Raw genomic sequence first — 24,858 nt, 5'->3', positions numbered from 1 at the left:
TCGCGCAGCAGGAATCGGACGGGTTTTCGCAGATCATCGCCACTTTTTTCTGAGGCGAGCCTTACCTACCCGGCTCAGCGAGTGACGGTGCCCATGCGGCTCGCGATGGGCTTCAGAACCTCGGGGCGCACGGCGAACCAGCCCGCGACCATCACCGCGAGCGACACCGCGAAGACGGCGAAGCCGAGCCACGACGCATCGTCGCGGCTCGCGTACATCGCATCGAGGTTGCGCAGCGCGCCGGTCGCGAACACGAGCGCGACGTGCACGATGATGAACGCCACGAAGACGAGCATCACCGGGTAGTGCACGGCCTTGGCGAGCGACGACGGGTATACGCGGTTCAGCCGTTCGGCGCGTTGCGGCCACACCGACGAGAGACGCAGGCCCGTGATCACGGCGAGCGGAGCGACGACGAAGACGATCGCGAAGTAGCTGAGCACCTGCAGGCTGTTGTAGTTCACCCAGGCATGCTCGACCGGCCAGTCGAGCGAGGCGTACTGCAGCGCCGCCGACAGTGCGTTCGGCCAGATGTCGGGGCTCGTCGGCACGATGCGCACCCACTGCCCGGTCGCGAAGAGCAGCACGATGAAGACGATGCCGTTGAGCACCCAGAGCGCGTCGACGGTGAAGTGCAACCAAAGGTTGATGCTGATCTTCCACGGCGGGTTCTTGGTGCGAACGAGCCCGTCGTTGTTTCGCACCCAGCGGGCCGGGGGCCGGCCTCCCTTGCGCAGCAGCAGCCCGGAGCGCACGAGCAGCACGAGGAAGAACGCGTTCAGGAAGTGCTGCCAGCCGAGCCAGGCCGGGAGGCCGACCGGCGAGCCCTCGGGCAGCGGCGTCGTGCCGGGGTATCGCGCGATGAACTCCTGCACCTGCGGCTGGGCGCGCAACCAGATCGCGAACAGCACGACCGCCGCGAGCACGGCGACCGCGGCCGGCACCGCCCACACGAGCGGCAGCCACCGACTGCGCCGACGAGTCGCGTGGTGCGCGGTCGGGTCGGTCAGGCGGGTCACCGACACATTTTGGCATGACGAGCCGTGCGCTCGCCGACGGCAACGACCTGAAGAGTCACGGATGCCGCGGCGCCGCGCTGCTCAGGGCAGCACTGCCGACAGCGGGCGGTCGGCATCGCCGCGAGTCATCGCACAACTCGTTCGCCGCGCCGACGACTAGGCCGGCGGGTTGTCGGGGTCGAGGGTCTCGATGGAGTCGGCCTCGACCGAGTTGTCGGCTTCGAGGTCGTTCGGGTCGTCGTCGTGCGATGCCGCCTCCTCGGCGGCATCCTTCTCGGCCGTCTCCATGTCGTCGGCCGCGTTGTGCGGCTCCTCGGCGTGGGCGCCGGTGTCGACGATGCCCCCGGAGTCGTGTCGCTGCGTCGTGTCTCGTGGGTCGGTCATGATGCCTCCGCGGTAGGGATGCCTCCAGCGTGTGCGGCGGCCGCGACATCCGTCAACCGCTTGACGCGGCACCCGCGCACGTGAGCGGTGCCCGCCGACACCGGCAGGACCGACACCGGCGAGGCCGACCCCACGTTGGATGCTGGCGGTCGAGCCGGGCCGCGGGCAGAATGTAGCCGAGACGCGGAGGTGGGCGATGTCGACGGAATTCGTACTGTGGTCGATGCTCGGAGCGATCGGCGTGGTCGGCGGGGGGCTCCTGCTCGCCGCGCTGTGGTCATTGGTGCGACGACCACGCGAGCCCTGACCGCACGCGGGCGGTCAGCCGAGCGCTTCGGCGATCGGCGTCCCGCCGCCGTTGAACCGGATGGTGCGGCGCACCGTGTTCGGCCGATCGAGCACCGCGGCCGCGACCGCGGCGACATCCGCTCGATCGACCGTGCCGCTCTCGCTCGCGTCGACGTCGATGCGACCCGTGCCCTCGCCGTCGGTCAGGCCGCTGGGTCCGAGGATGGTCCAGTCGAGCGCGGTGGACACGAGGTGTTCGTCGGCCGCCGCCTTCGCTTCGGCGTAGGCGCGGAAGGAGTGGCCCTCGGGCACGGTGTGATCGGGCGATCCGAAGTACGACACCATGACGTATCGGCGCACGCCCGCGCGCTCCGCCGCGGTCATCGACCTGATGGCGGCGTCGCGGTCGACGGCGTCGGTGCGCTCGGGGTTGCCGCCGCCCGCGCCCGCCGACCAGACCACCGCGTCGTGCCCGCTCAGGAGCTCGGCGAGGCCGTCGACGTCGAGCTGCTCGATGTCGGCGACGACCGGATTCGCTCCGGCGGCCGTCACGTCGGCGGCGTGGTCGGGATTGCGGATGATCGCGTCGACCTCGTCGCCGCGCTCGGCGAGCAGTTGCTCGAGTCGCAGGGCGACCTTGCCGTGACCGCCGATGATGACGATGTGTGCCATGGGCTCCTCCTTCGCGTGATGCCTCCCACCACGCTACCCCGGGGCACGATCGACACGGGAGGCGGACGATGCCGGTGACGAGTGCGGGGCTGCTGCTCTTCCGTGAGCGGCCGGGGTTGGAGGTGTTCGTCGCGCACATGGGCGGCCCGTTCTGGGCGCGGAAGCAGGCGGGCGCGTGGTCGATCCCCAAGGGCGAGTACACCGACGGTGAAGCACCGCTCGCGGCTGCGCAGCGCGAGTTCGCCGAGGAGATCGGCGTGCGGCCGCCCGACGCCGACTACCTCGATCTCGGCGACTTCCGTTACTCGTCGGGCAAGCTCGTGCGGGTGTTCGCGGGCCGGGCACCCGGGTTCGACGTCGCCGAGGTGCGCTCGAACACCTTCGAACTCGAATGGCCGCCGCGATCAGGACGCCGCCAGGAGTTCCCCGAGGTCGACGAGGCGCGCTGGATGCCCGTCGCCGAGGCCCGCGAGCTGCTCGTGGCCGGCCAGCGACCCGCGCTCGATGCGCTGGTCACGGCACTCGGCGCGGTGAGCGGCTGAGCGGCTTGAGCGGCTGAGCGGCTTGAGCGGCTGAGCGCTCGAGTGCGCTTCGACGCCGGGGACACGGCCTCACGGCCGCGGCGAACGCCTCGGTTACGGCGATGAACGCGGCTCAGGAGGCCGTGCCGAGCACCTCGTCGACCCACTCGGGCACGAGCACGCTCGCCGCACCCAGCCGCACCTCATCGAAGAGCGACGAGACCTCGCTCCGCGCGAGGTTGAGCTCGAGCGTGGCGGCGCCGCGCTCGGCTGCCGTCCACACGAATCCCGCAGCCGGGTACACCGCACCCGAGGTGCCGATGGCCACGAAGCGCTCGCAGGCCGCGAGCGCGGCATCGATGCGATCGAGCTCGTAGGGCATCTCGCCGAACCAGACGATGTCGGGACGCAGCATCCGCTCACCGCAGGAACCGCACGGCGGCCGCTCGACGAGATCGGCGGCGACCGGCGACCTCGTGCCGCACGCGGCGCAGAGCGCCGACCCGAGTTCGCCGTGCATGTGCACGACCCGGCTCGAGCCGGCGCGCTCGTGCAGGTCGTCGACGTTCTGCGTGACGATCAACAGCTCGTCGCCGAGTCGTGTCTCGAGGCGGGCGAGCGCCTCGTGCGCCGGATTCGGCACGACGGCCGCGACCGCGTGCCGGCGCCCATCGTAGAAGCGCTGCACCGTGTCGGCGTCGCGCGCGAAGCCCTCAGGCGTGGCGACGTCCTCGACGCGGTGCCCCTCCCAGAGGCCGCCCGAGTCGCGGAACGTCGGCACCCCGCTCTCGGCCGAGATGCCGGCACCCGTGAGCACGACGATTCGCATGCACCCATTACATCGCGGCACGGGGGCAGTCTCGGGCACGGTTACGCCTGGGGGCGGGCCCTCGGGCACGCCCCTCTCCTCGCCGCCCGAGGGCGCTCGATCACCGCAGCAGGGGTCCTTCCTCGGCGGCATCCGATCGGCGAGGATGAGTGCGTGCCCGCGCGAACCCTGATCGATGTCGCCGAGGAGTTGTACGCATTGCTCCCCGACGAGTTCACCGCGGCGCGCAACGACGAGGCCAAGGCGGCGAAGGCCGATGACCGCGAACTCGCGGCGGCCGTCCAGGCGCTGCGCCGGCCCTCGCCCGCCGCGTGGCTCGTCAATCAGCTCGCGCGCCGGCGCACCGAGCAGGTCGACTCGATCGTCGAGCTCGGCGCGCGGCTTCGCGACGCGCAAGACGGGCTCGACGCCGAGACGCTCGCGCAGTTCGCCCGGCAGCGCCGTCAGCTCGTCGCGGCGCTCGCCCGCGACGCCGGCGAACTCGCCGAGGAGCTCGGCAACCCGGTGCGCGGCCCGGTGCTCGACGAGGTCGCGCAGACCATGCAGGCTGCGATGTCGGATGCCGCTGCCGCCGACGCCGTGCGCAGCGGCCGGCTCGTGCGCGGCCTCGAGGCCGTCGGGCGCGAGGTCGACCTCGATGGCGCGGTCGCGGGCGGTGCCGGGCAGGCCGTGCCGGCGTCGCGGGGCGGCGGTGCGGCGAGCGGGGCGAGCGGGTCGCGCGAGGCGCGCGAGGCGCGCGGGTCGTCAGGGGAGAGCGGGTCGCAGGCACCGGGGGCGAGAGCTCCGCGCCGCGGAGATGCCGATGCCTCGAAGGCGGAGCAGCGCGCCCGGGCCGCCGCAGAGGCGCGGGAGGCTCGGGAGCGCGCCGAACACGCCGAACGGGAGGCTCGGGAGTCGGAGGCACGCGCGGGTGAGGCCGAGCGGGTGCTCGACGAACTCGACGCGCGCATCGCCGAGCTTCGCCGGACCGTCGACGAACGCACGCAGGAGCGGGACGACCTCGAGGAGCGCCTCGCGAAGGTGGAGGTCGAACTCGCCGACGCCGAGCGCGAGCTGCGTCCGCTGGGCCGCGAGCGCGAGCGCGCCGCGAGGTCGGCGCGCGAGGCGAGAGCTGCGGCCGACGAGTCGCGCGCGGCCCTCGACTGACGCGGCGCGAAGGCCTCGTCACCGGACCGCTCGTGTCGCACGGGACCGGTGACATCGCGGGTCCTGTGCGACACGACCGGTCCCGTGCCGAATCGTCAGTGCCGCGAGCTCGTCAACGCGTGCGCTCGAGCAGCCAGTCCATCGCCGCGGGGATCGCGTCGAGCACCGAGATGTGCCCGTCACCCGCTCGCATCCAGAGCTCGGAATCCGGCAGCCGGCCGCGCATCCATTGCGCGTGCGCCGGCGGCACGACCCGATCGAGGCTGCCCTGCACGAGCAGCACGGGTGCCGCGACCTCGGCGAGATCGAAACCCCACGACGAGGCGAATGCGACATCGTCGTCGATGAGACCGTCGGGGCCGTAGACCTCGGAGCGCCCGACATCGGCACCGAGCGACGACCACCTGCCCTCGAGGGCGGCCCAATCGCCCGGCACGAACTGCTCGGGGTCGAACTCGGCGGTCGCTTCGAACCGCGCCCGGGCATCGCGGCCCTCGAAGGCCGAGCGGATCGCATCGGGCGAGGCCATGCCCCCGAACCAGTCGAACTCCTCGGTGTACGGCGCGATGCCGGCGAGCGTCACCACTCCGACCACCCGCTCGGGCAGCCGCGCCGCGCACGCGAGCGCATGGGGAGCACCGCCCGACGCACCCATCGTCGCGAACCGGTCGACGCCGACGGCATCCGCGATCGCCGCGACATCCGCCGCCGCCGACGCGACATCGCGCCCGGGCAGGGGCGAGGATCCGCCGTAGCTCGGCCGTGCAAACGAGATGAGACGGATGCCGCGCTCCGCCGCGGCGGCGAGCACCGGGTCGAGCGGGGCGCCCGTCTGCGGCGAACCGTGGTGCCAGACGAGCACGAGGCTCACCGCGGCATCCGCGCCCGTGTCGAAGGCGTGCAGTACTCGGCCGTCACCCGGCGGCCGCACGTCGAACTCGGTGATCATCGCCGGCGTCGGTTCGCGAGGTTCACGCCGCCGAGCTTACGGCGACCCTCCGACCACGGCCTCCGCACCGTTCCGGACCACTCGTATCGCACGGGACACCGGACATCTCGGGTCCGATGCGACACGAGTGGTCCCGAACGGCGGGCTCCGGGGGCGAGCGGGCCGGGCCGCGGCCAGGGCGGGCGGGGGTGGGTCAGGGTCGGCCGTCGAGGCCGGCCGCGCGGGTCGCCGCGGCGACGAACGCCGGGCGCACTCGCTCCCAGCCGTCGAGGTAGCCGCCGACCATGGCGGCGTCGCGCAGCAGCACCAGTTGGGCGGCTGCGTCTGCGGCATCCGCCACCTCGGCCGCCGCGAGCAGCGACTCGAGCTCGGAGCGGAACCACTCGCGATGCCGGGCGACGGTCTGCCGCACGCCGCTGTCGGCGTCGGGATACTCGGCGGCGGCGTTGATGAACGGGCAACCGCGCGTGTGGTGGCGGGCGATGTCGTCGGCGAGCCCGCCGATCACGAGACCCACGAGCTGCTTGGGTTCGGCTCCGGATGCCTCGGCGTCGGCGAAGGCGCCGCGGATGCTGGCGTCCTCGACCCCGAGGTAGGCCTCGACGAGGTCCTCCTTTCCGGGGAAGTGCCGGTAGAACGTCGCTCGAGTGACCCCCGCCTCGCCGATGATGCGGTCGACGCCCACCGAGTGGATGCCCTCGCGATAGAAGAGCTCGGACGCGGTGCGCAGCAGGCGCTCGCGCGCTTCCGAAGTGCCGGCGGGAGTCGTTCGAGTTGCCATAGAGAAGATAGTAGAACGATCTTTCTGCTTTTGCTTGACACGGTGCGCGGTTGGGGGTAACTTCTCAGACACGGACAGAACGATCGTTCTACTACGAGATCGCACATACCAGGAGAAGAGACATGACCGCCACCAAGACCCCCATCGTCCTCATCCACGGCCTCTGGATGACCCCCGCGAGCTGGAACACCTGGGCCGAGTACTTCCGGGCCCGCGGCCACGAGGTCATCGTTCCCGGCTGGCCCGGCATCGACGACCGCGAGGTCGCCGACATCCGCTCGAACCCCGAAGCACTGAAGGGCATCGGCCTGGCGCAGATCGCCGATCACTACGAGCGCATCATCCGCGCCCTTCCCGAGAAGCCGATCATCATGGGCCACTCCTTCGGCGGCTTGCTCACCCAGATGCTCGCCGACCGCGGCCTCGGCGTCGCCTACGTCGGGGTCACACCCGGCCAGCCCGCCGGCATCACCACGCTGCCGCCGTCGACGCTGCGCACCGGCTTCCCCATCCTCGCGAACCCCTTCGACAAGAACGGTGCGAAGCCGATCTCGAAGGCGCACTTCCACTTCACCTTCGGCAACGACCTCGACCGCGAGGCATCCGACCGCATCTGGCAGGACTTCGCGGTGAACTCCTACAACCGGGTGTTCTTCGAGGGCGTCGCCGGCGCGTTCAACGAGAAGGGCGGCGTCAGCCACGTCGATTACGGGCGCACCGACCGGGCACCGCTGCTCGTCATCACCGGCGAGATCGACCACGTCGTGCCGCCCGCCATCGGCCGCGCGATCGTGAAGAAGTACCGCGCCACGGGCAGCCCCGCCGTCGTCGACTACCGGGAGTTCCCCGGTCGCACGCACCGAATCGTCAGCCAAGACGGCTGGCAGGAGGTCGCCGAGTACGCCCTCACCTGGGCGACCGAGCACGCCGAGGCGGCGAGCCGCACGGCGTGACCGGCCCCGTCACGGGACCCTTCGTGTCGCATCGGACCACGGATATCACGGGTCCGGTGCGATACGAAGGGTCCTGAGGCGAGGGGGCGAGCGGTCAGCGCTCGATCGAGTCCTGCCCGCCGGTGCGACCGAACACGCTGCGCAGCACGAAGAACACGATGACCGCGACCACGGCGACGATCGCGAGCTTGCCGATGAACCAGAGCAGGCTGAACAGCACGTCGACGAGCACCCAGGCGATCACGACGGCGACGATCACGCCGATGACGGTCCAAACGGTGCGGCTCATGATTCGAGGCTAGCCGAAGCGCGAGGGATGCCTCACCGCCGATGCCACTCGACCAGCCGCGGTCAGGGGGCGTGGCCGTCGAAGAGCAGGGTCGGCACGGGGCCGAACGGCATCGATCGCACCCGCAACGGGCGCACGTCGTCGCCGAGGAACCCCGCCTCGGCGAGCGCGCGGGCGCTGTCCCGGTCCCAGTGGCAGCCGTGGCAGAACTTCGCCGTGAACGGCGTGGCGGCACGCTGCACGGCGCGCTTCGCCGTGTGCGGGGGCGCCACGACGTGGTCGATGAACACCACCCTGCCGCCCGGCGCGAGCACCCGCCGCACCTCGGCGAGCGCGATCGCCGGGTCGTCGACCGAGCAGAGCACGTAGGTCGCGACGACGCCGTCGACGGAGTGATCGGGCAGCGGAATCGCCTCGGCCCGGGCGTCGAGCGGTTCGGCGCGATGGCCCCACTCGCGGGCGCGGGTCGCGAGTTCGGCCCGCCGTGCGGCATCCGGTTCGAGCCCCACCCACTCGACGTCGGAATGCAGCGCGCCGAAGTTCTCACCCTCGCCCGCGCCGATCTCGAGCACCCGCCCCCGCAGTCGCCCGACGAACTCCCGCTCGAGGTCGTCGAGTTCGTCGTCGTCGATGAGACGGGATGCCGGGGCTTGCCGCCGTTCTTCCATGCGGCCCATGCGAGCACGTCGGCGGGCGCGCGTCAACCTGGGGCCACTGATACCCGCCACCCGGGCCGGGCCGGGCCCCGCGCCGTAGGCTGGAGCGATGCTCAGGCGATTCCTCTCCGGTGCCGCCCTGCTCCTGCGCGGCTTCGGCTTCTGGGGGCGCCGGCCGGGCGTCATGCTGCTCGGGCTGATCCCCGCCGCGATCGTGTTCGTGCTCGTGCTCACGGCGCTCGTCGCGCTCGGCATCCAGTTGCCGGCGATCGTCGAGTGGGCGACGCCGTTCGCCGAGCGGTGGGATGCGTTCTGGACCGCGACGCTGCGCATCGCCATCGCCGCGGTGACCTTCGCGGGCGCCGTGCTGCTCGCGGCGGTGACGTTCACGGCCCTCACGCTCGCCGTCGGCGATCCGTTCTACGAACGCATCTGGCGGGCCGTCGAGGTGGAGCTCGGCGGGCAGGTGCCCGATCGCGGCGCCGGGTTCTGGCGCGCCGCCGGCGACGCCGTCGCCCTCATCGCGCTCGGCATCGTCTCGGCCCTCGTCGTCGGCCTCGTCGGGTTCGTGCCGCTCGTCGGTTCGGTCGCCGCTCCGGTGCTGGGGGTGGTGCTCTCGGGGTGGCTGCTCGCCAGGGAGCTCACCAGCCGCGCCTTCGAGGCCCGCGGCATCACGTCGACCGCCCGCAAGGCCGTGCTTCGCGGGCACCGGGCGCAGATGCTCGGCTTCGGCGTCGCGACCCAGCTCTGCTTCATGGTGCCGCTCGGCGCCGTGATCGCGATGCCCGCGGCGGTGGCCGGGTCGACGATGCTCGCACGCGGCGCGCTCGATGCCGCGGCCGCACGATCGTCGTCGAGCGCCTCGGCGGCCGGCAGCTGAACGAGCCGATGCCGCAGACTCGCGCCTGCGGCATCCGCTCGGGTTCGCCAGGTCGCCCCGGCGCGCGGCTCAGCGCAGTCCGGCGAAGAAGGCCCGGATGTCGCCGGCGACGAGTTCGGGCACCTCGAGGGCCGCGTAGTGGCCGCCGGTCTCGAACCGGCTCCAGTGCACGATGTTCGAGTTGTCGCGCGCGGCGAAGACCTTGATCGTCTGGAAGTCGTCTCTGAAGACGGCCACGCCGGTCGGCGCCGCGTTCACCTGCGGCTCGGCCTCGGCGCGCGCGTTGTCGAGGTAGCTGCGGCTCATGCCGGCTGCGGCGTTCGCGAACCAGGTGACGCTCACCTCGGTGATGATCTGCTCGAGCGTGACGAGCGCCGTGCCGTTGCCGAAGGAGTTGAACAGCTCGCTGTAGGCGAGCAGTCCGATCGGCGAGTCGCTGAGCCCCACGGCCACGGTCTGGGGGCGGCTCGCGTTCATGGTGTTGTAGCCGCCGACCGACTGGAACCACTGCATGTGCTCGAGTCCCGCGTAGTCCTGCGGCTCGAGCTGCTCGAACTCGGCGGGGTCGCCGCTCGGGAACGAGAAGAGCTGCAGCACGTGCAGGCCGAGGAACCCCTCGGGGTTCGCGAGGCCGAGCTCACGGGCCACGAGTGCGCCGTTGTCGGAGCCGTGGATGCCGTACTCTGTGTACCCGAGCCGGTGCATGAGCTCGTCGTAGGCGCGAGCGACGCGAGCGGTGGTCCAGCCGGCCTCGGCGACCGGGTTCGAGAAGCCGTAGCCCGGGGCATCCGGAATCACGACGTCGAAGGCGTCTTCGGCGCGGCCGCCATGGGCCACCGGGTCGACGAGCAGGTCGATGAGGCCGAGGTAGTCGACGGATGACCCGGGGTAGGTGTGCGCCAGCAGCAGCGGCGTCGCACCGGGGTGGGGCGAGCGCACGTGGATGAAGTGGATCGGCTGCCCGTCGATCTCGGTCGTGAAGTGCGGCACGGCGTTGATGCGGGCCTCGGCGGCACGCCAGTCGAAGGCGCGCCAGGCGTCGAGCGCTTCGCGGAGGTAGGAGTTCGGGGTGCCCGCGTCCCAGTCGTCGGTCGGCGCGGGCTGCGGCAGGCGGGTGCGAGCGAGTCGCTCCTGGAGGTCGTCGACCTCGGCCTGGGCGACCTCGATGCGGAAGGGGCGGACTTCGGTGCTGGGTTCGGTGGTGGTGTTCATGTCTTCGACGGTACGGTGCATATAGGTACGATCACTTCCTAATAATCAGAGCCGCGGGAACTTTTTCCCACGGCTCCCCTGAGAGGCTCCACATCGCCGACACCGCAGCCCGACTGCTCGCCCTGCTCGCCCTGCTGCAGACGCGACCCGATTGGACGAGCACCGAACTCGGCTCCCGCCTCGGCGTCACCCCGCGCACCATCCGGAACGACATCGATCGGCTGCGCGAACTCGACTACCCGGTCGATGCCACCCGCGGCGCCGCGGGCGGCTACCGGCTGGGCGCCGGCGCGAAACTGCCACCGCTGCTGCTCGACGACGAGGAGGCGGTCGCCGTGGCGATCGGCCTGCGCGCCGCCACCGGCATCGCGGGCGTCGAGGAGTCGAGCTCCCGCGCACTGACGAAGCTCGAACAGGTGCTGCCGTCACGGCTGCGCCCGACGGTCGAGGCGCTCGCGACCGTCATCGATCGCGCGCCCGAGAACACCGACACGGATGCCCCCGACCCCGAGGTCGACGCCGGGGTGCTCACCGCCGTGGCCGGCGCGATCCGCGATGTCGAGTGGATCCGGTTCGAGTACCAGGGGGTGTCGCGCCTCGTCGAGCCCTATCGCCTGCTGAGCTGGGCGCGGCGGTGGTATCTCGTGGGGCGCGACCCCTCGACCGATGAGTGGGGCACGTTCCGGGCGGACTGGATCGAACCGCGGATGCCGACCCGTCGCCGCTTCGCGCCGGCGCCGCTTCCCGGGGGCGACTACACCGCGTTCGCGATGCGCTCGATCGCCGAGAGCGGCTGGAAGGTGCACGCGCGTCTGCGCATCGCGGCCCCGGCGGAGGCCGTGCTCGCGCGCATCCACCATGCGGTCGGGGTGGTCGAAGCGGTCTCCGACACCGAGTCGGTGCTCGTCACCGGCGCCGACACGCTCGACACCATCGCGGCGTACATCGGCATGCTCGGCATGGACTTCACCGTGGACTCCCCCGCCGAACTGCGAGCACTGCTGCTGACGTTCAGCGAGCGGTACGCTCGTGCGGCGATCCCTCCGAGCTGAGCGCCCGGCCCGCGGGCCGGCTCAGCGGCACGACATCGATCGTTGGATGAGTTCGTCGGAGGGGCGGCCGTAGAGCCACTCGCCGTTGCCGTCGCCGTTCGTGTACCCCATGCCGATCGCCCAGGCGGTCGCCCACGGCTCGTTGTCGTCGGCGTACTCGGCGACGAGGTCGTAGCACTTCGAGGTGATCGCGTGGCCGACCTCGTGCACGACGAGCGCGGGCATGCGCGGGTCGTCCCACAGCTCGGCGATGCTGTTCGAGAGGGTGATCGTCGACAGCCCGCCCTCCCAGGTGTCCCACGTGGCCGTACCGCCGGCCGAGCCGTTGTCGCCGTAGCCGATGACCATCGGCGCCCAGTCGAACTCGAGCAGCACGCCCCCGGCGATCGAGCGGGCGAACGCCTCGACGGCGACCCGCCGCTCGTAGAGCGGACCCGCCTTCTCGGCCTCCTCGGCGGCGTGCGTCGATTGCAGGGCCGTCGCCGCGGCGACGTACTGCTCGACGCGGGCCGAAGCGTCGGAGCCCCACGTGGCGCCCGCGAGCTGCTCCATGGCGAGCCGGTACTCGATGCGCTCGACATTGCGCGCGGAACCGTGCGCGGCTTCGATCGAGGCGGCGACGGGCGCGATGCCCGCGAGGTAGGCGAGCCCGGCGCCGGCGGTGCTCTGGTCGAGATCGACGAGGGCGGTGGCATGCGCCTCGGACTCGGCGATGCCGCCGTTCAGCCGCTCGGTCTCCGCGGTCAGCACGCTCGATGCCCGGTCGAGGGAGACGAACCAGACCGGGCGTCGTATCGGCCCGGGAGCATCGGCCGATTCGATCTCGAACGCGGGGGCGGCCGCGACCTCGGCGCCGAGCTCACCGGCCGCGGTCGACAGCGTCGCCTTCGCCGCGGGGTCGACGAAGGCGTCGGGTGCGGCGAGCATCGACGCCGCGATTCCGGCCGTCGCGGCGGCATCCGCTTCGATGGCCGCCGTCGACTCCTCGACCGCCGTCGCCTCGGCGACTGCCGCACGATGCGCGGCGATCGCGGCGTCGAACCTCAGGTTCGCGATCGCGTGCACGGCGAGGACCGCGCCTGAGACGAGCAGGAAGAGCGCGAGGCCGAGCACGAGCCACGTGCCGGTGCCCCGCGAGCGGCGCCCAGGAGCGGAGGCCGGTTCGACGGTGTCGGGAATCGCGCTCGTGGGCGGCTCGGGAGTCATCCGTGTCAGTATCGCGGTTCCCGGTCGCATCGGGCAATTCGGGGCGCTCGTCTCGGCGACGCCGAAGCGTCGCCCGTGGTTCACGTGCGATTCACGCGCATGGACCGTTTCCGACGGGCGTCGTCCCTACTGTGGCCTCGGCTCCCCGGTTTTGCACGCCCGCCCCACAGCGCGGGTGGCCGGCGAGCCAAACGGAGGACACGTGTTGAAGAAGCAACTCACCCTCGCAGCGGTCGGACTCTCGACCGCGGTGGCGCTCGGCCTCACCGGCTGCGCCGGCGGATCGGCCGATGCCGGCGACGGGAAGGCGGATGCCGCGACCGCGACGAGCCTCGCCGCCTTCGGCGACCTCGCTGCGCTCGAGGAAGCGGCGAAGGCCGAAGGCCAGCTGAACGTCATCGCGCTGCCGCGCGACTGGGCGAACTACGGCGAGGTGCTCGACGCCTTCGCGGCGAAGTACCCCGAGATCACGATCAACGAGGCGTCGCCCGACGCCTCGAGCGCGGAGGAGATCCAGGCCGCCGAGACGAACGAGGGCCTCGACACCGCGCCCGACGTCTTCGACATCGGCCTGACGGTCGCCCTGCAGAACACCGACCTGTTCGCCCCGTACCAGGTCGCGACCTGGGACGAGATCCCCGCCGAGCTGAAGGAGCCGAGCGGCCTGTTCGTCGGCGACTACGGCGGCTACATGTCGATCGGCTACGACTCCTCGAAGTTCGAGGCGCCCAAGTCGCTCGACGACCTGCTCGGTGCCGACTACAAGGGCTCGGTCGCGATCAACGGCGACCCGACGCAGGCCGGTGCCGCGTTCGCCGCGGTGGGCCTTGCCACCGTGCAGTCCGACGGCACGCTCGACGACTTCGAGCCGGGCATCGACTTCTTCTCGGAGCTGAACGCGGCCGGCAACCTGCTGAAGGTCGACGTCACGACGGCGACGGTCACCTCGGGCGAGACGCCCGTCGTGTTCGACTGGGACTACCTGAACGCCTCGCACCGTGACGCCAACCCGAACTGGGAGGTCGTGATCCTTCCGGGCACCGGCTACGCGGGCTACTACAACCAGGCGATCAACGCGGATGCCCCGCACCCGGCCGCCGCCCGCCTCTGGCAGGAGTTCCTCTACAGCGACGAGGCCCAGAACCTCTGGCTGAAGGGCGGCGCCCGCCCGGTGCGCGCCGACGCCATGGCCGAGGCCGGCACGATCGACGAGGACCTCTTCGAGAAGCTCCCCGCCGCCCCCGAAGACACGGTCGTTCCCACCGAGGAGCAGAGCACGAACGCCGGCACCCTGCTCGGCGAGAAGTGGGCCGCGGCGGTCGGTTGATGACCGTCGTCGCTTCTGCGGCGCCTGCTGAGGCGGAGTCGGGATTCCCGGCTCCGCCTCGGCGGTCCTCCCGCCCCGGCATTCCCGCGGCGCTCGGCCTCGCGCCGTTCGCCGCCTATGTGCTGCTGTTCCTCGCCCTGCCGACCCTGCTCGCCGTGGCGAGCGGGTTCTTCGACGGCGACGGAACGTTCACCCTCGCAAACGTCATGGCGCTCGGCGATCCCGTGATCGTGGCCACGTTCGCGAACTCCGCCTGGCTCTCGGTGCTGACCTCGGTGGTCGGCGCCCTGATCGGCGCGCTCGCCTGCTACGCCCTCGTCGGGCTCGAGCAGGGCCGGGCCCGCAGCCTCGTCGACGCCGCGAGCGGCGTGCTCGCCCAATTCGGCGGCGTCATGCTGGCGTTCGCGTTCATCGCGACGATCGGCATCCAGGGGCTCGTGACCGTCTGGCTCCGCGACACCTTCGGCATCGACATCTTCGCCGAGGGTGCGTGGATCTACGGCCTGCCGGGGCTCGTGCTGCCCTACATCTACTTCCAGGTGCCGCTCATGATCATCACCTTCATGCCGGCGATGGGGGCGCTGAAGCCGCAGTGGGCCGAGGCGAACCTGACGCTCGGCGGTACGCGAGCCGGCTTCTGGCTGCACATCGGCATCCCCGTGCTCGCGCCCTCGTTCTTCGCGAGCCTGCTGCTGCTCTTCGCCAACGCCTTCTCGTCGTACGCCACCGCCGCCGCGCTCGCGAGCCAGGGCTCGCAGATCGTGCCGCTGCAGATCCGCACCGCGCTGACGAGCGAGACCATGCTCGGCCGCGAGAACCTCGCGGGCGCCCTCGCGCTCGGCATGATCCTCGTGATGACCGTCACCATGTGGCTGTACTCGATCGTGCAGCGGCGCGCCGCCCGGTGGCAGCGATGAGCCGGCAGGGCCTGGCACCGCACCCGGCGACGCGCTGGGTGATCGGCATCGTCATCGTCGGCCTCTTCGCCATTCCGATCGTCTCGATGGCCGAGTACACGCTTCGCGATCTCGACGGCCACTCGCTCACCCACTGGGCCTCGCTCTTCGACCCCGCGAACGCGGCGAAGTACCGGCCGATCTGGGTCGGACTCGGCAACTCGATCGTGCTCGCGATCGTCACCGTCGCGATCGTGCTGTTCCTGCTCGCACCGACGATGGTGCTCGTGGCGCTCCGATTCCCGGCGCTGCGGCGCCCGTTCGAGTTCCTCGTGCTGCTGCCGATCACGATCCCGGCGATCGTGCTCGTCGTTGGGCTCGCGCCGATCTATCTCGTGATCGGGCGCACCTTCGGCACCGGGGTCTGGACCCTCGCCTTCGCCTACGGCATCACGGTGCTGCCGTTCGCCTACCGTTCGATCCAGGCCTCGATGGAGGCGACCGACGTGCGCACGCTCGCCGAGGCGGCCCGGTCGCTCGGTGCGAGCTGGCCCACCGTGCTGCTCCGCGTGCTGGCCCCGAACCTCCGGCCCGGGCTCATCGCCGCCTCGCTCATCTCGGTCGCCGTCGTGCTCGGCGAGTACACCATCGCATCGCTCCTGAACCGGCAGAACCTGCAGACCGCCCTCGTGGTCGTCGGCAAGCAGGATCCGTACGCCTCGGTGATCCTCTCGCTGCTCGCGCTCGTGTTCGCATTCGTGCTGCTGCTCGTGATCGGGCGCGCCGGCCGCGGCCCCACTCGCCGCCACGCGGCATCCCGCCACTCGTCGAAGGAAGCCCGCCCATGACCGATTCCGCCACCGTCGACACCGCCGACAACTCGATCCTCGCCGCCCGCGGCGAAGGCACCTCCGTCGAGTTCGACGGTGTCGTGAAGAACTACGGCGCCACGCGAGTGCTGCACGGCGTCGATCTCGCCATCAAGCCGGGCGAGTTCGTGTCACTCCTCGGCCCCTCGGGCTGCGGCAAGACGACCGCCCTGCGGGTGCTCGCGGGGCTCGAGCACGCCGACGGCGGCACGGTGCGCATCGGCGGCGCGGATGTCTCTGGCGTGCCCACGAACCGCCGCGACCTCGGCATGGTGTTCCAGGCGTACTCGCTGTTCCCGCATCTCGATGTCGCCGCCAACACCGCGTTCGGGCTGCGCATGCGAAAGGTGGCGAAGTCCGAGGCATCCGATCGGGTGCGCGACGCCCTCGCCCTCGTCGGCCTCGCCCACCTCGCCGAGCGTTACCCGCACGAGCTCTCGGGCGGACAGCAGCAGCGCGTCGCGCTCGCTCGGGCACTCGTCACCGAGCCGCGCGTGCTGCTCCTCGACGAGCCGCTCTCGGCGCTCGACGCGAAGGTGCGGGTGCAGCTCCGCGATGAAATCCGTCGCATCCAGCTCCGCCTCGGCATCACGACGGTCTTCGTGACGCACGATCAGGAGGAGGCGCTCGCCGTCTCCGACCGCATCGCGGTCATGGACGCCGGTCGCATCGACCAGGTCGGCACCCCCGAAGAGCTCTACCTGCGCCCGGCCACGGCCCACGTCGCCGAATTCGTGGGCCTGTCGAGCGTGCTGCCCGCCGTGGTCACGGGCGGCGCGGCCTCGGTGCTCGGCGTCACGCTGCCGACGATCGGCGAGACGGCCGACGGCCCGGCCGAGGTGTTCGTGCGCCCCGAGAACGTGCGGCTCGGCGGTTCGATCGCGGCCGTGGTGCAGGAGAGCACCTTCCTCGGCAGCATGCGCCGCACGCTGCTGCGCACGGAGGGCGGCGCGCTCCTGCGCATGCAGCATCCCGCGCGGGAGCAGCTGCAGTTCGGCGAGCGCGTGACGGTCGAGCTCGACAGCGTCGCGGTGGCGGTTCGCCCGGTCGGCTGAACGAGGTCGCGACGAGAGCGGATGCCGCAGCGATCTGCCGGCGATCGCCCGGCGATCGCCCGCGATCCTCTCTGGAGAGTGGTCGGCGCGCGCGACCACCCCGAGATCCAGCCCAGCGCTGCCACTGAGGAAATCTCAGTGCATTGCACGGATGCGGCCGCGGCAGTCGGCGCGCACGCTTGACGCACCCCGATCCGATTCGAGTGTGTCAAGGAGACGAGCATGACCGATTCACCAGCAGTTCCCCCCGCAGCCGACCCCGCCGCCACGCGACCCGCGACCGACGCGGTCGCCGCCGCAGACCGGGCGCTCAAGACGAAACACCGCGCCGTGTGGGCGTCGGGCGATTACCCGACGCTGGCCTCCGAGCTGATCTGGACTCTCGGCCCGGTCGTCGTCGACTCGGTCGACGTGCAGCCGGGCGACCGGGTGCTCGACGTCGCGGCCGGCTCCGGCAATGCGGCGATCCCCGCCGCACTGCGCGGCGGCACCGTCGTGGCGAGCGACCTCACGCCCGAGCTCTTCGACGTCGGCCGGCGCCGCGCCCACGAGGCAGGAGTGGAGCTCGAGTGGCGCGAGGCCGATGCCGAGGCGCTGCCGTTCGAGAACGCCGCGTTCGACGCGGTCGTCTCCTGCGTGGGCGTGATGTTCGCGCCGCACCACCGGCAGGCCGCGGGCGAACTGCTGCGCGTCACCCGCCCCGGCGGCCGCATCGGACTGCTGAGCTGGACACCCGACGGCTTCATCGGGCAGATGTTCACGACCATGAAGCCGTATGCCGCCCCCTTGCCCGAGGGCGCAGAACCCGCACCCCTCTGGGGCGACGAAGGCCACGTGCGCGAGCTGCTCGGCGACGATGTCGACGAGGTCAGCGCACGGCGCGAGAGCGTCACCATCGACCGGTTCGCCTCACCCGAGGCGTTCCGCGACTACTTCAAGCAGAACTACGGCCCGACGATCGCGGTGTACGGCCGCATCGCCGACGAGCCAGACCAGGTTCGAGCCCTCGACGACGCCCTCGTCGAGCTCGCCAGGTCTCACGGCCTCCGCGCGGCCGGCGACACGATGCGGTGGGAATACCTGCTCGTCACCGCTCGTCGAACCTGACGCGCTCGAGGCCCCACCCGAAGGAGCTGTCATGTACCTGAGCGAGGACTACTTCGTCTTCGAATTGCACCAGCGCGGCGAGGAACGACTCTTGAAAGAGCTCGAGCGCCGTCGCGTCATCGCCGAGCGCCTCGCAGAGCGGGCCGCCGAGCGGGCCGCCGAGGCAGCCGAGCTGCAGGTGACGGATGTCTCGCGCCCGCCGTTCATCGTGCGCTGGCGCCGTCGTCTCGGCCGACTCGCCGGCCCCACGTTCGGCGCCCACGGCGGCGGACCCACCCCGATCGCCTCGTGACCCGAAGCGACACCATCGCCGACACCATCGACCCCGATGGCCCGGCGCGACCCGCGACCCGAGGGCCGCGAGTCGCCGAGGGCCGACACCTGGCGTCCCGTCAGGTGCCGGCGCCCATCTGGCTCGTGCCGTCGGAGAGCATCGGGGAGATCAGCCCGAAGACGTTGCCGTCGGGATCGAGCAGGTAGCCGACCCGGCCGACGCCCTGCATGTCTTCGAGCGGCAGCGCCTCGGCGGCGCCGAGGTCGAGCCCCTGCCGGAACTTGGCGTCGATGTCGTCGACGCCGACGACGAGATTGGCGCCGTTCACCGGCGCCCCCGTCGCGGGCCTCGGCCCCCGCCGCTGGGTCAAGCCGCCGTTGATGCCGAGCCCCGGGGCGCCCGCGACGATGGCGCCGTCACCGGTCGTGATCGACCAGTACGGCACGTCGCCGAACTGCTGGAACGACCATCCGAAGAGCTGCGAGTAGAAGTCGATGAGCCGCTCGGGTTCCGATGCATGGATCTCGAAGTGCACGACGAAGTTCGCCATGATGCCCCCTTGCCGATGGATTCGCGCTCAGGCTACGCCTCGGCCGTCGATGCGTCCACGTCGTTCGCGCACTCCGCCGGGCACGACACGGGCGGCGTGGCTAGGCTCGGAGCATGGCTCTCCGCATCGTCGTCATGGGCGTCTCAGCGGCCGGCAAGTCGACGGTCGGCCGAGCGCTCGCCGACCGTCTCGGCGTGCCGTTCCGTGATGCCGACGACCTGCATCCCGAGGTGAATCTCCGCAAGATGACGTCGGGCATCGCCCTCGACGACCACGACCGCGGCCCGTGGCTCGACCTGGTGGGCGCCGAGCTCCAGGCGGCGAACACCGGCATGGTGATGGCCTGCTCGGCATTGAAGCGCGACTACCGCGATCGTCTCCGCGACGTCGCACCGTCGACGGTGTTCCTGCACCTGCACGGCTCCGCCGAACTGCTCGCTGCCCGGGCGGCCGCTCGCAGCGGCCACTTCATGCCGCTGAGCCTGCTCGACTCGCAGCTGGCGACGCTCGAGCTCCTTGCACCCGACGAGGCGGGGTGCACGATCGACGTCTCGGGTGACACCGACGAGATCGTCGAGCGCGCGCTCGTCGCGCTTCGCCCCGGCATCGAGACGATCACACCCCCATCGCGCTGACCGGCTCCGTGCCGGTGCAGGTCGCGCTCGCAGGCGGTGCGCGCTCGCAGGCGGTGCGCGCTCGCCAGGCGGTGGGGGCTCGCGGCGATGCGCGATCGGCCGTATGGTGCAGGCGGGATCACGCGAAGGAGCACATCATGGGAATCATCGTCGTCGACCTCTTCATCACGCTCGACGGGGTCTACCAGGCACCGGGCGGCCCTGAGGAGGATCCCGAGGGCGGCTTCGAGTTCGGCGGCTGGCAGGGCCCGTACCTCGACGAGGAGTCCGGTGAGTCGATCGGCGCCGGCATCGATCGCCTCCAGGCGCTGCTGCTCGGCCGCAAGACCTACGACATCTTCGCCGGCTACTGGCCGAACCAGGGCGATCAGCCGATCGCGGTCAAGTTCAACGCCGTGCCGAAGTTCGTGGCGTCGCGCACGCTGACCGACCCGAGCTGGGCCGGCACGACCGTGGTGACGGATGTCGCGACCGAGGTGCGCTCCATCCGCGACCGATTCGACGAGATCCATGTCATCGGCAGCGGTGACCTCGTGCGAACGCTCCTGAACGAGGGCCTCGTCGACCGGCTGAACCTCTTGGTCTACCCGGTGGTCTTCGGCACGGGCAAACGGCTCTGGAGCGGCGGCGCCCCGGGCGCCTTCCGGCTCGCCGAGCCGCCGAAGGTCTTTCCGAAGGGGGCCATGCAGCTCGTCTACGAACCCGCCGGCGAGGTCGTCACGGGCTTCGACATGGCGACCGATCTGCCCGAGGCCTGACCCCCGGGTGGATGCCGCGGGGCCGACGACGGCGGCCGCCGCCCGCCACCCGCCTCCCGGGCTACCGGATGCGCAGCACCACGTTGCCCCGCTTGCGACCCGTGTCGACGTACCGATGCGCCTCGACGATCTCGTCGAGGCCGTAGGTGCGATCGACGACGGCGCGGTAGCGCCCGGCCTCGGCGAGCTGCACGATGGTGGCGAGATCGTCGGCCGAGACATCCACGCCCGCCGCCGTCACGACCTTGCCGCTCCGCCGGCTGTTGCGCGAGGCGCCGAGCAGGCCCGCGAGGTCGCTGACGACCATGAGCAGTGCGCCGCCGGGCTTGATCGACTTCTCGACCCGGGCGAATGCGGCGTTGCCGACGCAGTCGAAGATCGCGTCATAGCTGGCACCCTCGGCGGTGAAGTCGTCGACGTGGTAGTCGATGACGCGGTCGGCTCCGAGCGACCTCACGAGCTCGGCGTTCGCGCCGCTGCACACGCCGGTCACGACGGCGCCCCGCAGCTTCGCGAGCTGCACGACGGCGGTGCCGACGGCTCCGGATGCCCCGTTCACGAGCACCTCGTCGCCCTCCCCCACGCCGGCGCGGTTCAGGAACGCGAGCGCCGTGTGACCGCCGAAGACGAGGGTGACCGCGTCTTCCATGCTCAGGTTCGCGGGCTTGCGCGTCACCGCCTTCTGCTCCGAGACGCACACGTACTCGGCGTGACCGCCGAACCGTGCGCCGAGCATCGCGATGACCTCGTCGCCGGGCGCGAGCCGCGTGACGTCGGCGCCGACGGACTCCACGACGCCCGCGGCATCCATGCCGAGCACGGGTTTGCGAGGCCGGAACACCCCGAGCGCGATCGGACCGTAGATGCCGAGGCCCTTCGGCAGGTCGCGAATGCGGGTGCGGTGGTCGGCGATGCTCACGGTGCTCGCGTGCACCCTGATGAGCACCTCGTCGCGCTTCGGCGCGGGCTTGCGCACCACTTCGACCCCGACGACCTCGGGGCCGCCGAAGCGTCGGGCGACGGCGGCCCGCATGCGGGTACCGTTCACGATCTCTGTGCTGTTCATGGCAATCCTTACCTTACGTTGTACGACTTACGACGTAAGGTATCGTGGATCCGACGGGATGTCGAGAGCTGCCACGACGAATTGCCACCGCCACTTGTACCGTGGTCACGAAGGAGGCGACCACATGTCATCGACGGCTGAACGCAGCGCCGAGCGCCGCGCACCGCTCACGCGCGGCCGTGTGCTGGAGTCGGCGGTCGAGCTCGCCGACACCGCCGGCATCGACGCCCTCACCATCCGCCGCATCGCCGAGCGCCTCGGCGTCGAGCCCATGTCGCTCTACTACCACGTGCGAAACAAGGAGGCGATCCTCGACGGCGCCGTCGAGCTCGTCTTCACCGAGGTCGAGCAGGCATCGGGCGGCTTCGCAGTGCCCGAGACGGATGCCGCGTGGAAGTCGAGCCTGCGAACGCGCATCCTCGCGGCGCGCACCGTGATGCTCCGGCACCCGTGGGCCCCCGGCGTGATCGACTCGCGCACCGATCTCGGCCTCGCCACCGCCCGCTACGTCGACTCCGTCGTCGGCACGCTCCGGTCGGGCGGCCTGTCGTACGACCTCATCCACCACGCGATGCACGCCCTCGGAAGCCGCATGTTCGGGTTCACGCAAGAGCTCGGCGAACCCGACGACGAGTCGGGCGATGCCGCCGTCATGGAGCAGATGGCGGCGCAGGTGCCGCATCTGGCCGCGATGCTCGCGGTCGTGCGCCATGTCGACCCCGACTCGACCCTCGGCTGGTGCGACGACCAGTTCGAGTTCGAGTTCGGGCTCGACCTCATTCTCGACGGTCTCGAGCGGCTCACGCGTGCGGACCGACCTCGACCGGCCCGATCGTGAGGCTCGGGGTCTTCTCGATGATCTCGCCGAGGCGCTCGACCTCGTGCTCGAGGGCACGAGTGCGCCGGGCCGACAGGTTGATCGCCGGCTCGACGGTCACGTGGGCTCGCCTGCCGGCGTTGCGCAGGTGCCAGACTCCGGCGGCTCGCCGCCGGAACGTGACGGCTCACCCTCGCAGCAGCCCGCGCAGCGTCTGGATCGTGTCGGCCTCGGCAGCCGACTTGTCGTCGCGGTAGCGCTTGACCCGCGCGAACCGCAACGCGATGCCGCCGGGATAGCGGCTCGAGCGCTGCACCCCGTCGATCGCGATCTCGACGACGATGCTCGGCTCGACCCAGACGGTGTGCTCGGTGCGCCGGGTCTCGATCTGCGGGAACCGCTCGGTCTGCCAGCGGAGCAGCTCGTCGGTGAGTCCCTTGAACGTCTTGCCGACCATCACGAACGCGCCGGGCTTGCCGAACTCGCCGATCGGGTCGAGCGCGCCGAGGTGCAGGTTCGACAGCCAGCCGGTGCGTCGCCCCGAGCCCCACTCGCACGCGAGCACGACGAGGTCGTACGTGAGCACGGGCTTCACCTTGATCCAGCTCGACCCGCGCCGGCCGGCGGCATACGGCGAGCCGATCGCCTTGACGACCACGCCCTCCTGCCCGGCCGAGAGGGCGTCGCGCGACACGCGCTCGGCGACGTCGGGGTCGGCGGTCACCTCGCCGGGGATGCGATGCCCGGGCGCGATGCGCTCGAGCTCGACGAGCCGCGTCGAGAGCGGTTCGTCGAGCAGGTCTCGCCCGTCGACGTGCAGCACGTCGAAGAACCACGGATGCAGCACCGACTCGCGGGCGGTCTCGGCGCCGAACCGCGACATCGTCTCTTGGAACGGCCTGGGTGCGCCGTCTTCGTCGAGCGAGAGCGTCTCGCCGTCGAGGATGACGTCGTGCACCGGCAGACCCCGAACCACCTCGACGACCTCGGGCAGGCGATGCGTCACGTCGGCGAGGTTGCGGGTGAACACCCGCACGTCGTCGCCGGAGCGGTGCACCTGGATGCGGGCCCCGTCGAGCTTGAATTCGACGGATGCCTCGCCGGTGGTCTCGAGGGCGGCGGCCGCGCTCGACGCGGTCGCCGCGAGCATCGGCAGCACGGGCCGGCCGACCTCGAGCCCCACCGCTGCGAGCTCGGCTTCGGCGCCAGTGAGCGCGAGACGTGCGGTCTCGCCGAGGTCGCCCGAGAGCATCGCGGCACGGCGCACGAGGTCGACGGGCCGGTCGGCGGCGCGGGCGATGGCGTCGGTGACGACGCCCTCGAGCGCACCGGTGCCCACCTCGCCGAGCAGCACCCGCCCGATGAAACCCTGCTCGCGAGTGGTGGCGCGGCCGATCAGCTCGCGCAACTCGCGAGATCGCTCACCCGATGATCCGGCACCGGATGCCGCAGCCAGACGGTCGAGCACCGTGTCGAGCTCGTCGACGGTGAGCTCGGCCTCGGTGGCGGGCTCGCCGGTCGCGGCGGCGACTCCGCGCCATCCGACCCCGACGCGCCCTTGGCGGGGCTTGCCGACGAGGAACCCGACGGCGGGCGCGATCTCGTCGGGTTCGAGCCGGCGCAGCAGCTCGGCCAGCGCGTCGACCTTCGCGAGACGCGAGCGGGTCGAGGCGACGGTGTCGGCGGTCAGCGCGAGTTCGTCGAGCAGCACGGTGTCAGTCTCGCACCGGCATCCGACATCCATCCATGCCGTCGCGACCGCCGGCGAAGGCGGGCTACCCCGCGACGAGCCGCGCGACCTCGCCGACGTGCCGCATGAATCCTTCGAGATCGGGCTCGTCGGAGGTCGGTTGCAGCACGACGGCGTCGACGCCCACGTCGAAGAACCGTGCGGCGAGCTCGGTGACGTCGGACGCATCGCCGACGGCGGCGAGGCGCTGGTCTTCGGGCATGTTCCATCGGGTGAGTTCGGCCTTCGCGCGGGCGTCGGCGTCGCCGCCCCCGAACGCGGCCAGCAGGTAGACGACGACTTCGTTGCGCCCCTCACGCCCGGCGGCAGTGCGCCCTGCGGCGATCGCCGCCACGGCCTCTGCGGCACGGTCGACCGTGGTGCCGCCCGTCAGCACGGTGCCGTCGGCGACCTCGCCCGTGAGCTTCAGGGTCTTCGGCCCCTCACCGGCTGCGTACACGAGCGGCGCAACGGCCGGCGGCCAGTCGAGGCGCACCCGGTCGAGCGTGACGTATCGGCCGCTCGTCGTGACCTCGTCGCCGGCGAGCAGCTGCCGGAGCGCCGGCGCATACTCGCGCATGAGCGTGAGCGGTGACGCGACGCGGCTGCCCGTCTGCGCCATCCACCGCTGCACCCCATGCCCGACACCCGGCAGCAGGCGGCCGGGGAACATGCGCTCGATGGTCGCGATCTCCATGGCGATGACGGCGACGTTGCGAAGCGGCATGGGGCTGACACCGATGCCGACGCGCAGGCGCTCCGACCAGGCGAGCGCTGCGGCCGCCGTCGCGAACGCCGACTCCTGAAAGCAGTCCTCCCAGAGCCACAGCTCGGGCACTCCCCCGGCTTCGGCGGCCTCGACGGCCGACCGCAGCCGCTCGGGCGGGAACGCGGGCTGGAAGATCGCTCCGATTCGTGGCATGCCACCACTCTCGCAG

29 protein-coding genes and 1 pseudogene are annotated in these 24,858 nt (G+C 71.4%); 15 read left to right on the top strand and 15 right to left on the bottom strand.

The window, feature by feature from the left end:
- Positions 1-74 precede the first annotated feature (74 nt).
- The 3 genes from DCE93_RS03060 to DCE93_RS03050 all read right to left on the bottom strand — a co-directional run bounded on the left by DCE93_RS03060 (position 75) and on the right by DCE93_RS03050 (position 2,363).
- On the bottom strand, positions 75-1,010 hold the full coding sequence (locus DCE93_RS03060; protein ID WP_108596560.1) for a cytochrome b/b6 domain-containing protein: 936 nt from the start codon (positions 1,008-1,010) through the stop codon (positions 75-77).
- 165 nt (positions 1,011-1,175) lie between these two features.
- The gene (locus DCE93_RS03055; protein ID WP_108594582.1) at positions 1,176-1,403 is read right to left on the bottom strand and encodes a hypothetical protein; all 228 of its coding nucleotides are present in this window, start codon (positions 1,401-1,403) and stop codon (positions 1,176-1,178) included.
- Positions 1,404-1,724: 321 nt separating this feature from the next.
- Positions 1,725-2,363 carry an NAD(P)H-binding protein gene (locus DCE93_RS03050; RefSeq protein ID WP_108594581.1) on the bottom strand — a complete coding sequence of 213 codons (639 nt, stop codon included), beginning with the start codon at positions 2,361-2,363 and terminating at the stop codon, positions 1,725-1,727.
- 68 nt (positions 2,364-2,431) lie between these two features.
- On the opposite strand from DCE93_RS03050, the gene DCE93_RS03045 reads away from it, so the two are divergent.
- Complete coding sequence (locus DCE93_RS03045; RefSeq protein ID WP_108594580.1) at positions 2,432-2,905, top strand: NUDIX hydrolase; 474 nt, start codon at positions 2,432-2,434, stop codon at positions 2,903-2,905.
- A 112-nt stretch (positions 2,906-3,017) separates the two neighbouring features.
- Here DCE93_RS03045 and DCE93_RS03040 read toward each other — a convergent pair whose 3' ends face one another.
- On the bottom strand, positions 3,018-3,713 hold the full coding sequence (locus tag DCE93_RS03040; protein WP_108594579.1) for an NAD-dependent deacylase: 696 nt from the start codon (positions 3,711-3,713) through the stop codon (positions 3,018-3,020).
- A gap of 153 nt (positions 3,714-3,866) precedes the next feature.
- Between DCE93_RS03040 and DCE93_RS03035 the strand changes: the two genes are divergently transcribed.
- Positions 3,867-4,859: a transposase gene (locus DCE93_RS03035; RefSeq protein WP_108594578.1), complete on the top strand. Its 993-nt coding sequence runs from the start codon at positions 3,867-3,869 to the stop codon at positions 4,857-4,859.
- Between the two features lie 112 nt (positions 4,860-4,971).
- Here DCE93_RS03035 and DCE93_RS03030 read toward each other — a convergent pair whose 3' ends face one another.
- Complete coding sequence (locus DCE93_RS03030; protein WP_108594577.1) at positions 4,972-5,808, bottom strand: alpha/beta fold hydrolase; 837 nt, start codon at positions 5,806-5,808, stop codon at positions 4,972-4,974.
- Between the two features lie 193 nt (positions 5,809-6,001).
- Positions 6,002-6,589 (bottom strand): TetR/AcrR family transcriptional regulator, encoded by a 588-nt coding sequence (locus DCE93_RS03025; RefSeq protein ID WP_108594576.1) that lies wholly within the window; start codon positions 6,587-6,589, stop codon positions 6,002-6,004.
- A gap of 122 nt (positions 6,590-6,711) precedes the next feature.
- Between DCE93_RS03025 and DCE93_RS03020 the strand changes: the two genes are divergently transcribed.
- Complete coding sequence (locus tag DCE93_RS03020; RefSeq protein ID WP_108594575.1) at positions 6,712-7,542, top strand: alpha/beta hydrolase; 831 nt, start codon at positions 6,712-6,714, stop codon at positions 7,540-7,542.
- A gap of 94 nt (positions 7,543-7,636) precedes the next feature.
- Here the strand turns inward: DCE93_RS03020 and DCE93_RS03015 are convergent, their stop codons facing one another.
- Positions 7,637-7,831 (bottom strand): hypothetical protein, encoded by a 195-nt coding sequence (locus DCE93_RS03015; RefSeq protein ID WP_108594574.1) that lies wholly within the window; start codon positions 7,829-7,831, stop codon positions 7,637-7,639.
- 62 nt (positions 7,832-7,893) lie between these two features.
- Positions 7,894-8,499, bottom strand: a complete 606-nt coding sequence (locus tag DCE93_RS03010) for a class I SAM-dependent methyltransferase (protein ID WP_168186160.1) — start codon at positions 8,497-8,499, stop codon at positions 7,894-7,896.
- A gap of 97 nt (positions 8,500-8,596) precedes the next feature.
- On the opposite strand from DCE93_RS03010, the gene DCE93_RS03005 reads away from it, so the two are divergent.
- Entirely contained in the window at positions 8,597-9,367 is a 771-nt protein-coding gene (locus tag DCE93_RS03005) for an EI24 domain-containing protein (protein ID WP_108594573.1), read from the top strand.
- Between the two features lie 69 nt (positions 9,368-9,436).
- Here the strand turns inward: DCE93_RS03005 and DCE93_RS03000 are convergent, their stop codons facing one another.
- Positions 9,437-10,579, bottom strand: coding sequence for an epoxide hydrolase family protein (locus tag DCE93_RS03000; protein WP_108594572.1), 1,143 nt, complete (start codon positions 10,577-10,579; stop codon positions 9,437-9,439).
- Positions 10,580-10,620: 41 nt separating this feature from the next.
- Between DCE93_RS03000 and DCE93_RS15000 the strand changes: the two are divergent.
- Both DCE93_RS15000 and DCE93_RS02995 read left to right on the top strand, forming a co-directional pair.
- Positions 10,621-10,845: pseudogene (locus tag DCE93_RS15000) on the top strand (helix-turn-helix domain-containing protein); the annotation flags it as partial.
- A gap of 69 nt (positions 10,846-10,914) precedes the next feature.
- Entirely contained in the window at positions 10,915-11,631 is a 717-nt protein-coding gene (locus DCE93_RS02995) for a helix-turn-helix transcriptional regulator (protein WP_476723705.1), read from the top strand.
- Positions 11,632-11,652: 21 nt separating this feature from the next.
- Here the strand turns inward: DCE93_RS02995 and DCE93_RS02990 are convergent, their stop codons facing one another.
- Entirely contained in the window at positions 11,653-12,837 is a 1,185-nt protein-coding gene (locus DCE93_RS02990; RefSeq protein WP_108594570.1) for a hypothetical protein, read from the bottom strand.
- A gap of 202 nt (positions 12,838-13,039) precedes the next feature.
- Here DCE93_RS02990 and DCE93_RS02985 point away from each other — a divergent pair, with 202 nt between their 5' ends.
- The 6 genes from DCE93_RS02985 to DCE93_RS02960 all read left to right on the top strand — a co-directional run bounded on the left by DCE93_RS02985 (position 13,040) and on the right by DCE93_RS02960 (position 18,383).
- The gene (locus DCE93_RS02985; RefSeq protein ID WP_420836960.1) at positions 13,040-14,164 is read left to right on the top strand and encodes an ABC transporter substrate-binding protein; all 1,125 of its coding nucleotides are present in this window, start codon (positions 13,040-13,042) and stop codon (positions 14,162-14,164) included.
- Complete coding sequence (locus DCE93_RS02980; protein WP_205647463.1) at positions 14,164-15,081, top strand: ABC transporter permease; 918 nt, start codon at positions 14,164-14,166, stop codon at positions 15,079-15,081. Before DCE93_RS02985 ends, DCE93_RS02980 begins: the two co-directional genes overlap by 1 nt.
- Positions 15,078-15,908: an ABC transporter permease gene (locus tag DCE93_RS02975; RefSeq protein WP_108594568.1), complete on the top strand. Its 831-nt coding sequence runs from the start codon at positions 15,078-15,080 to the stop codon at positions 15,906-15,908. The genes DCE93_RS02980 and DCE93_RS02975 overlap by 4 nt, the downstream gene beginning before the upstream one ends.
- Positions 15,905-16,984, top strand: a complete 1,080-nt coding sequence (locus DCE93_RS02970; protein ID WP_108594567.1) for an ABC transporter ATP-binding protein — start codon at positions 15,905-15,907, stop codon at positions 16,982-16,984. The genes DCE93_RS02975 and DCE93_RS02970 overlap by 4 nt, the downstream gene beginning before the upstream one ends.
- A gap of 222 nt (positions 16,985-17,206) precedes the next feature.
- A complete protein-coding gene (locus DCE93_RS02965) occupies positions 17,207-18,091 on the top strand; it encodes a class I SAM-dependent methyltransferase (RefSeq protein WP_108594566.1) in 885 nt (294 codons plus the stop codon).
- A 31-nt stretch (positions 18,092-18,122) separates the two neighbouring features.
- A complete protein-coding gene (locus tag DCE93_RS02960) occupies positions 18,123-18,383 on the top strand; it encodes a hypothetical protein (RefSeq protein ID WP_108594565.1) in 261 nt (86 codons plus the stop codon).
- A 100-nt stretch (positions 18,384-18,483) separates the two neighbouring features.
- Here DCE93_RS02960 and DCE93_RS02955 read toward each other — a convergent pair whose 3' ends face one another.
- The gene (locus tag DCE93_RS02955; RefSeq protein WP_108594564.1) at positions 18,484-18,915 is read right to left on the bottom strand and encodes a VOC family protein; all 432 of its coding nucleotides are present in this window, start codon (positions 18,913-18,915) and stop codon (positions 18,484-18,486) included.
- A 113-nt stretch (positions 18,916-19,028) separates the two neighbouring features.
- Between DCE93_RS02955 and DCE93_RS02950 the strand changes: the two genes are divergently transcribed.
- Entirely contained in the window at positions 19,029-19,550 is a 522-nt protein-coding gene (locus DCE93_RS02950; protein ID WP_108594563.1) for a gluconokinase, read from the top strand.
- A 137-nt stretch (positions 19,551-19,687) separates the two neighbouring features.
- Complete coding sequence (locus DCE93_RS02945; protein WP_108596557.1) at positions 19,688-20,308, top strand: dihydrofolate reductase family protein; 621 nt, start codon at positions 19,688-19,690, stop codon at positions 20,306-20,308.
- 61 nt (positions 20,309-20,369) lie between these two features.
- On the opposite strand, the gene DCE93_RS02940 is transcribed toward DCE93_RS02945, so the two are convergent.
- On the bottom strand, positions 20,370-21,374 hold the full coding sequence (locus DCE93_RS02940) for an NAD(P)-dependent alcohol dehydrogenase (RefSeq protein ID WP_244284228.1): 1,005 nt from the start codon (positions 21,372-21,374) through the stop codon (positions 20,370-20,372).
- A gap of 124 nt (positions 21,375-21,498) precedes the next feature.
- On the opposite strand from DCE93_RS02940, the gene DCE93_RS02935 reads away from it, so the two are divergent.
- A complete protein-coding gene (locus DCE93_RS02935; protein WP_108594562.1) occupies positions 21,499-22,212 on the top strand; it encodes a TetR/AcrR family transcriptional regulator C-terminal domain-containing protein in 714 nt (237 codons plus the stop codon).
- Here the strand turns inward: DCE93_RS02935 and DCE93_RS14525 are convergent.
- From DCE93_RS14525 to DCE93_RS02925, 3 genes are all read right to left on the bottom strand, one after another.
- The gene (locus DCE93_RS14525; RefSeq protein WP_168186159.1) at positions 22,175-22,312 is read right to left on the bottom strand and encodes a hypothetical protein; all 138 of its coding nucleotides are present in this window, start codon (positions 22,310-22,312) and stop codon (positions 22,175-22,177) included. The two genes, DCE93_RS02935 and DCE93_RS14525, sit on opposite strands and share 38 nt — an antisense overlap.
- A 66-nt stretch (positions 22,313-22,378) precedes the next feature.
- Entirely contained in the window at positions 22,379-23,902 is a 1,524-nt protein-coding gene (locus tag DCE93_RS02930; protein WP_108594561.1) for an ATP-dependent DNA ligase, read from the bottom strand.
- Between the two features lie 64 nt (positions 23,903-23,966).
- Positions 23,967-24,842: an LLM class flavin-dependent oxidoreductase gene (locus tag DCE93_RS02925; protein ID WP_108594560.1), complete on the bottom strand. Its 876-nt coding sequence runs from the start codon at positions 24,840-24,842 to the stop codon at positions 23,967-23,969.
- Positions 24,843-24,858: the final 16 nt, after the last annotated feature.

Origin of the sequence: Agromyces badenianii (assembly GCF_003070885.1) — a bacterium.
In the GTDB taxonomy this organism is placed as follows: domain Bacteria; phylum Actinomycetota; class Actinomycetes; order Actinomycetales; family Microbacteriaceae; genus Agromyces; species Agromyces badenianii.
Note: the sequence above shows the minus strand (reverse complement) of the source record. Positions and strands in the feature narration are given on the sequence as shown.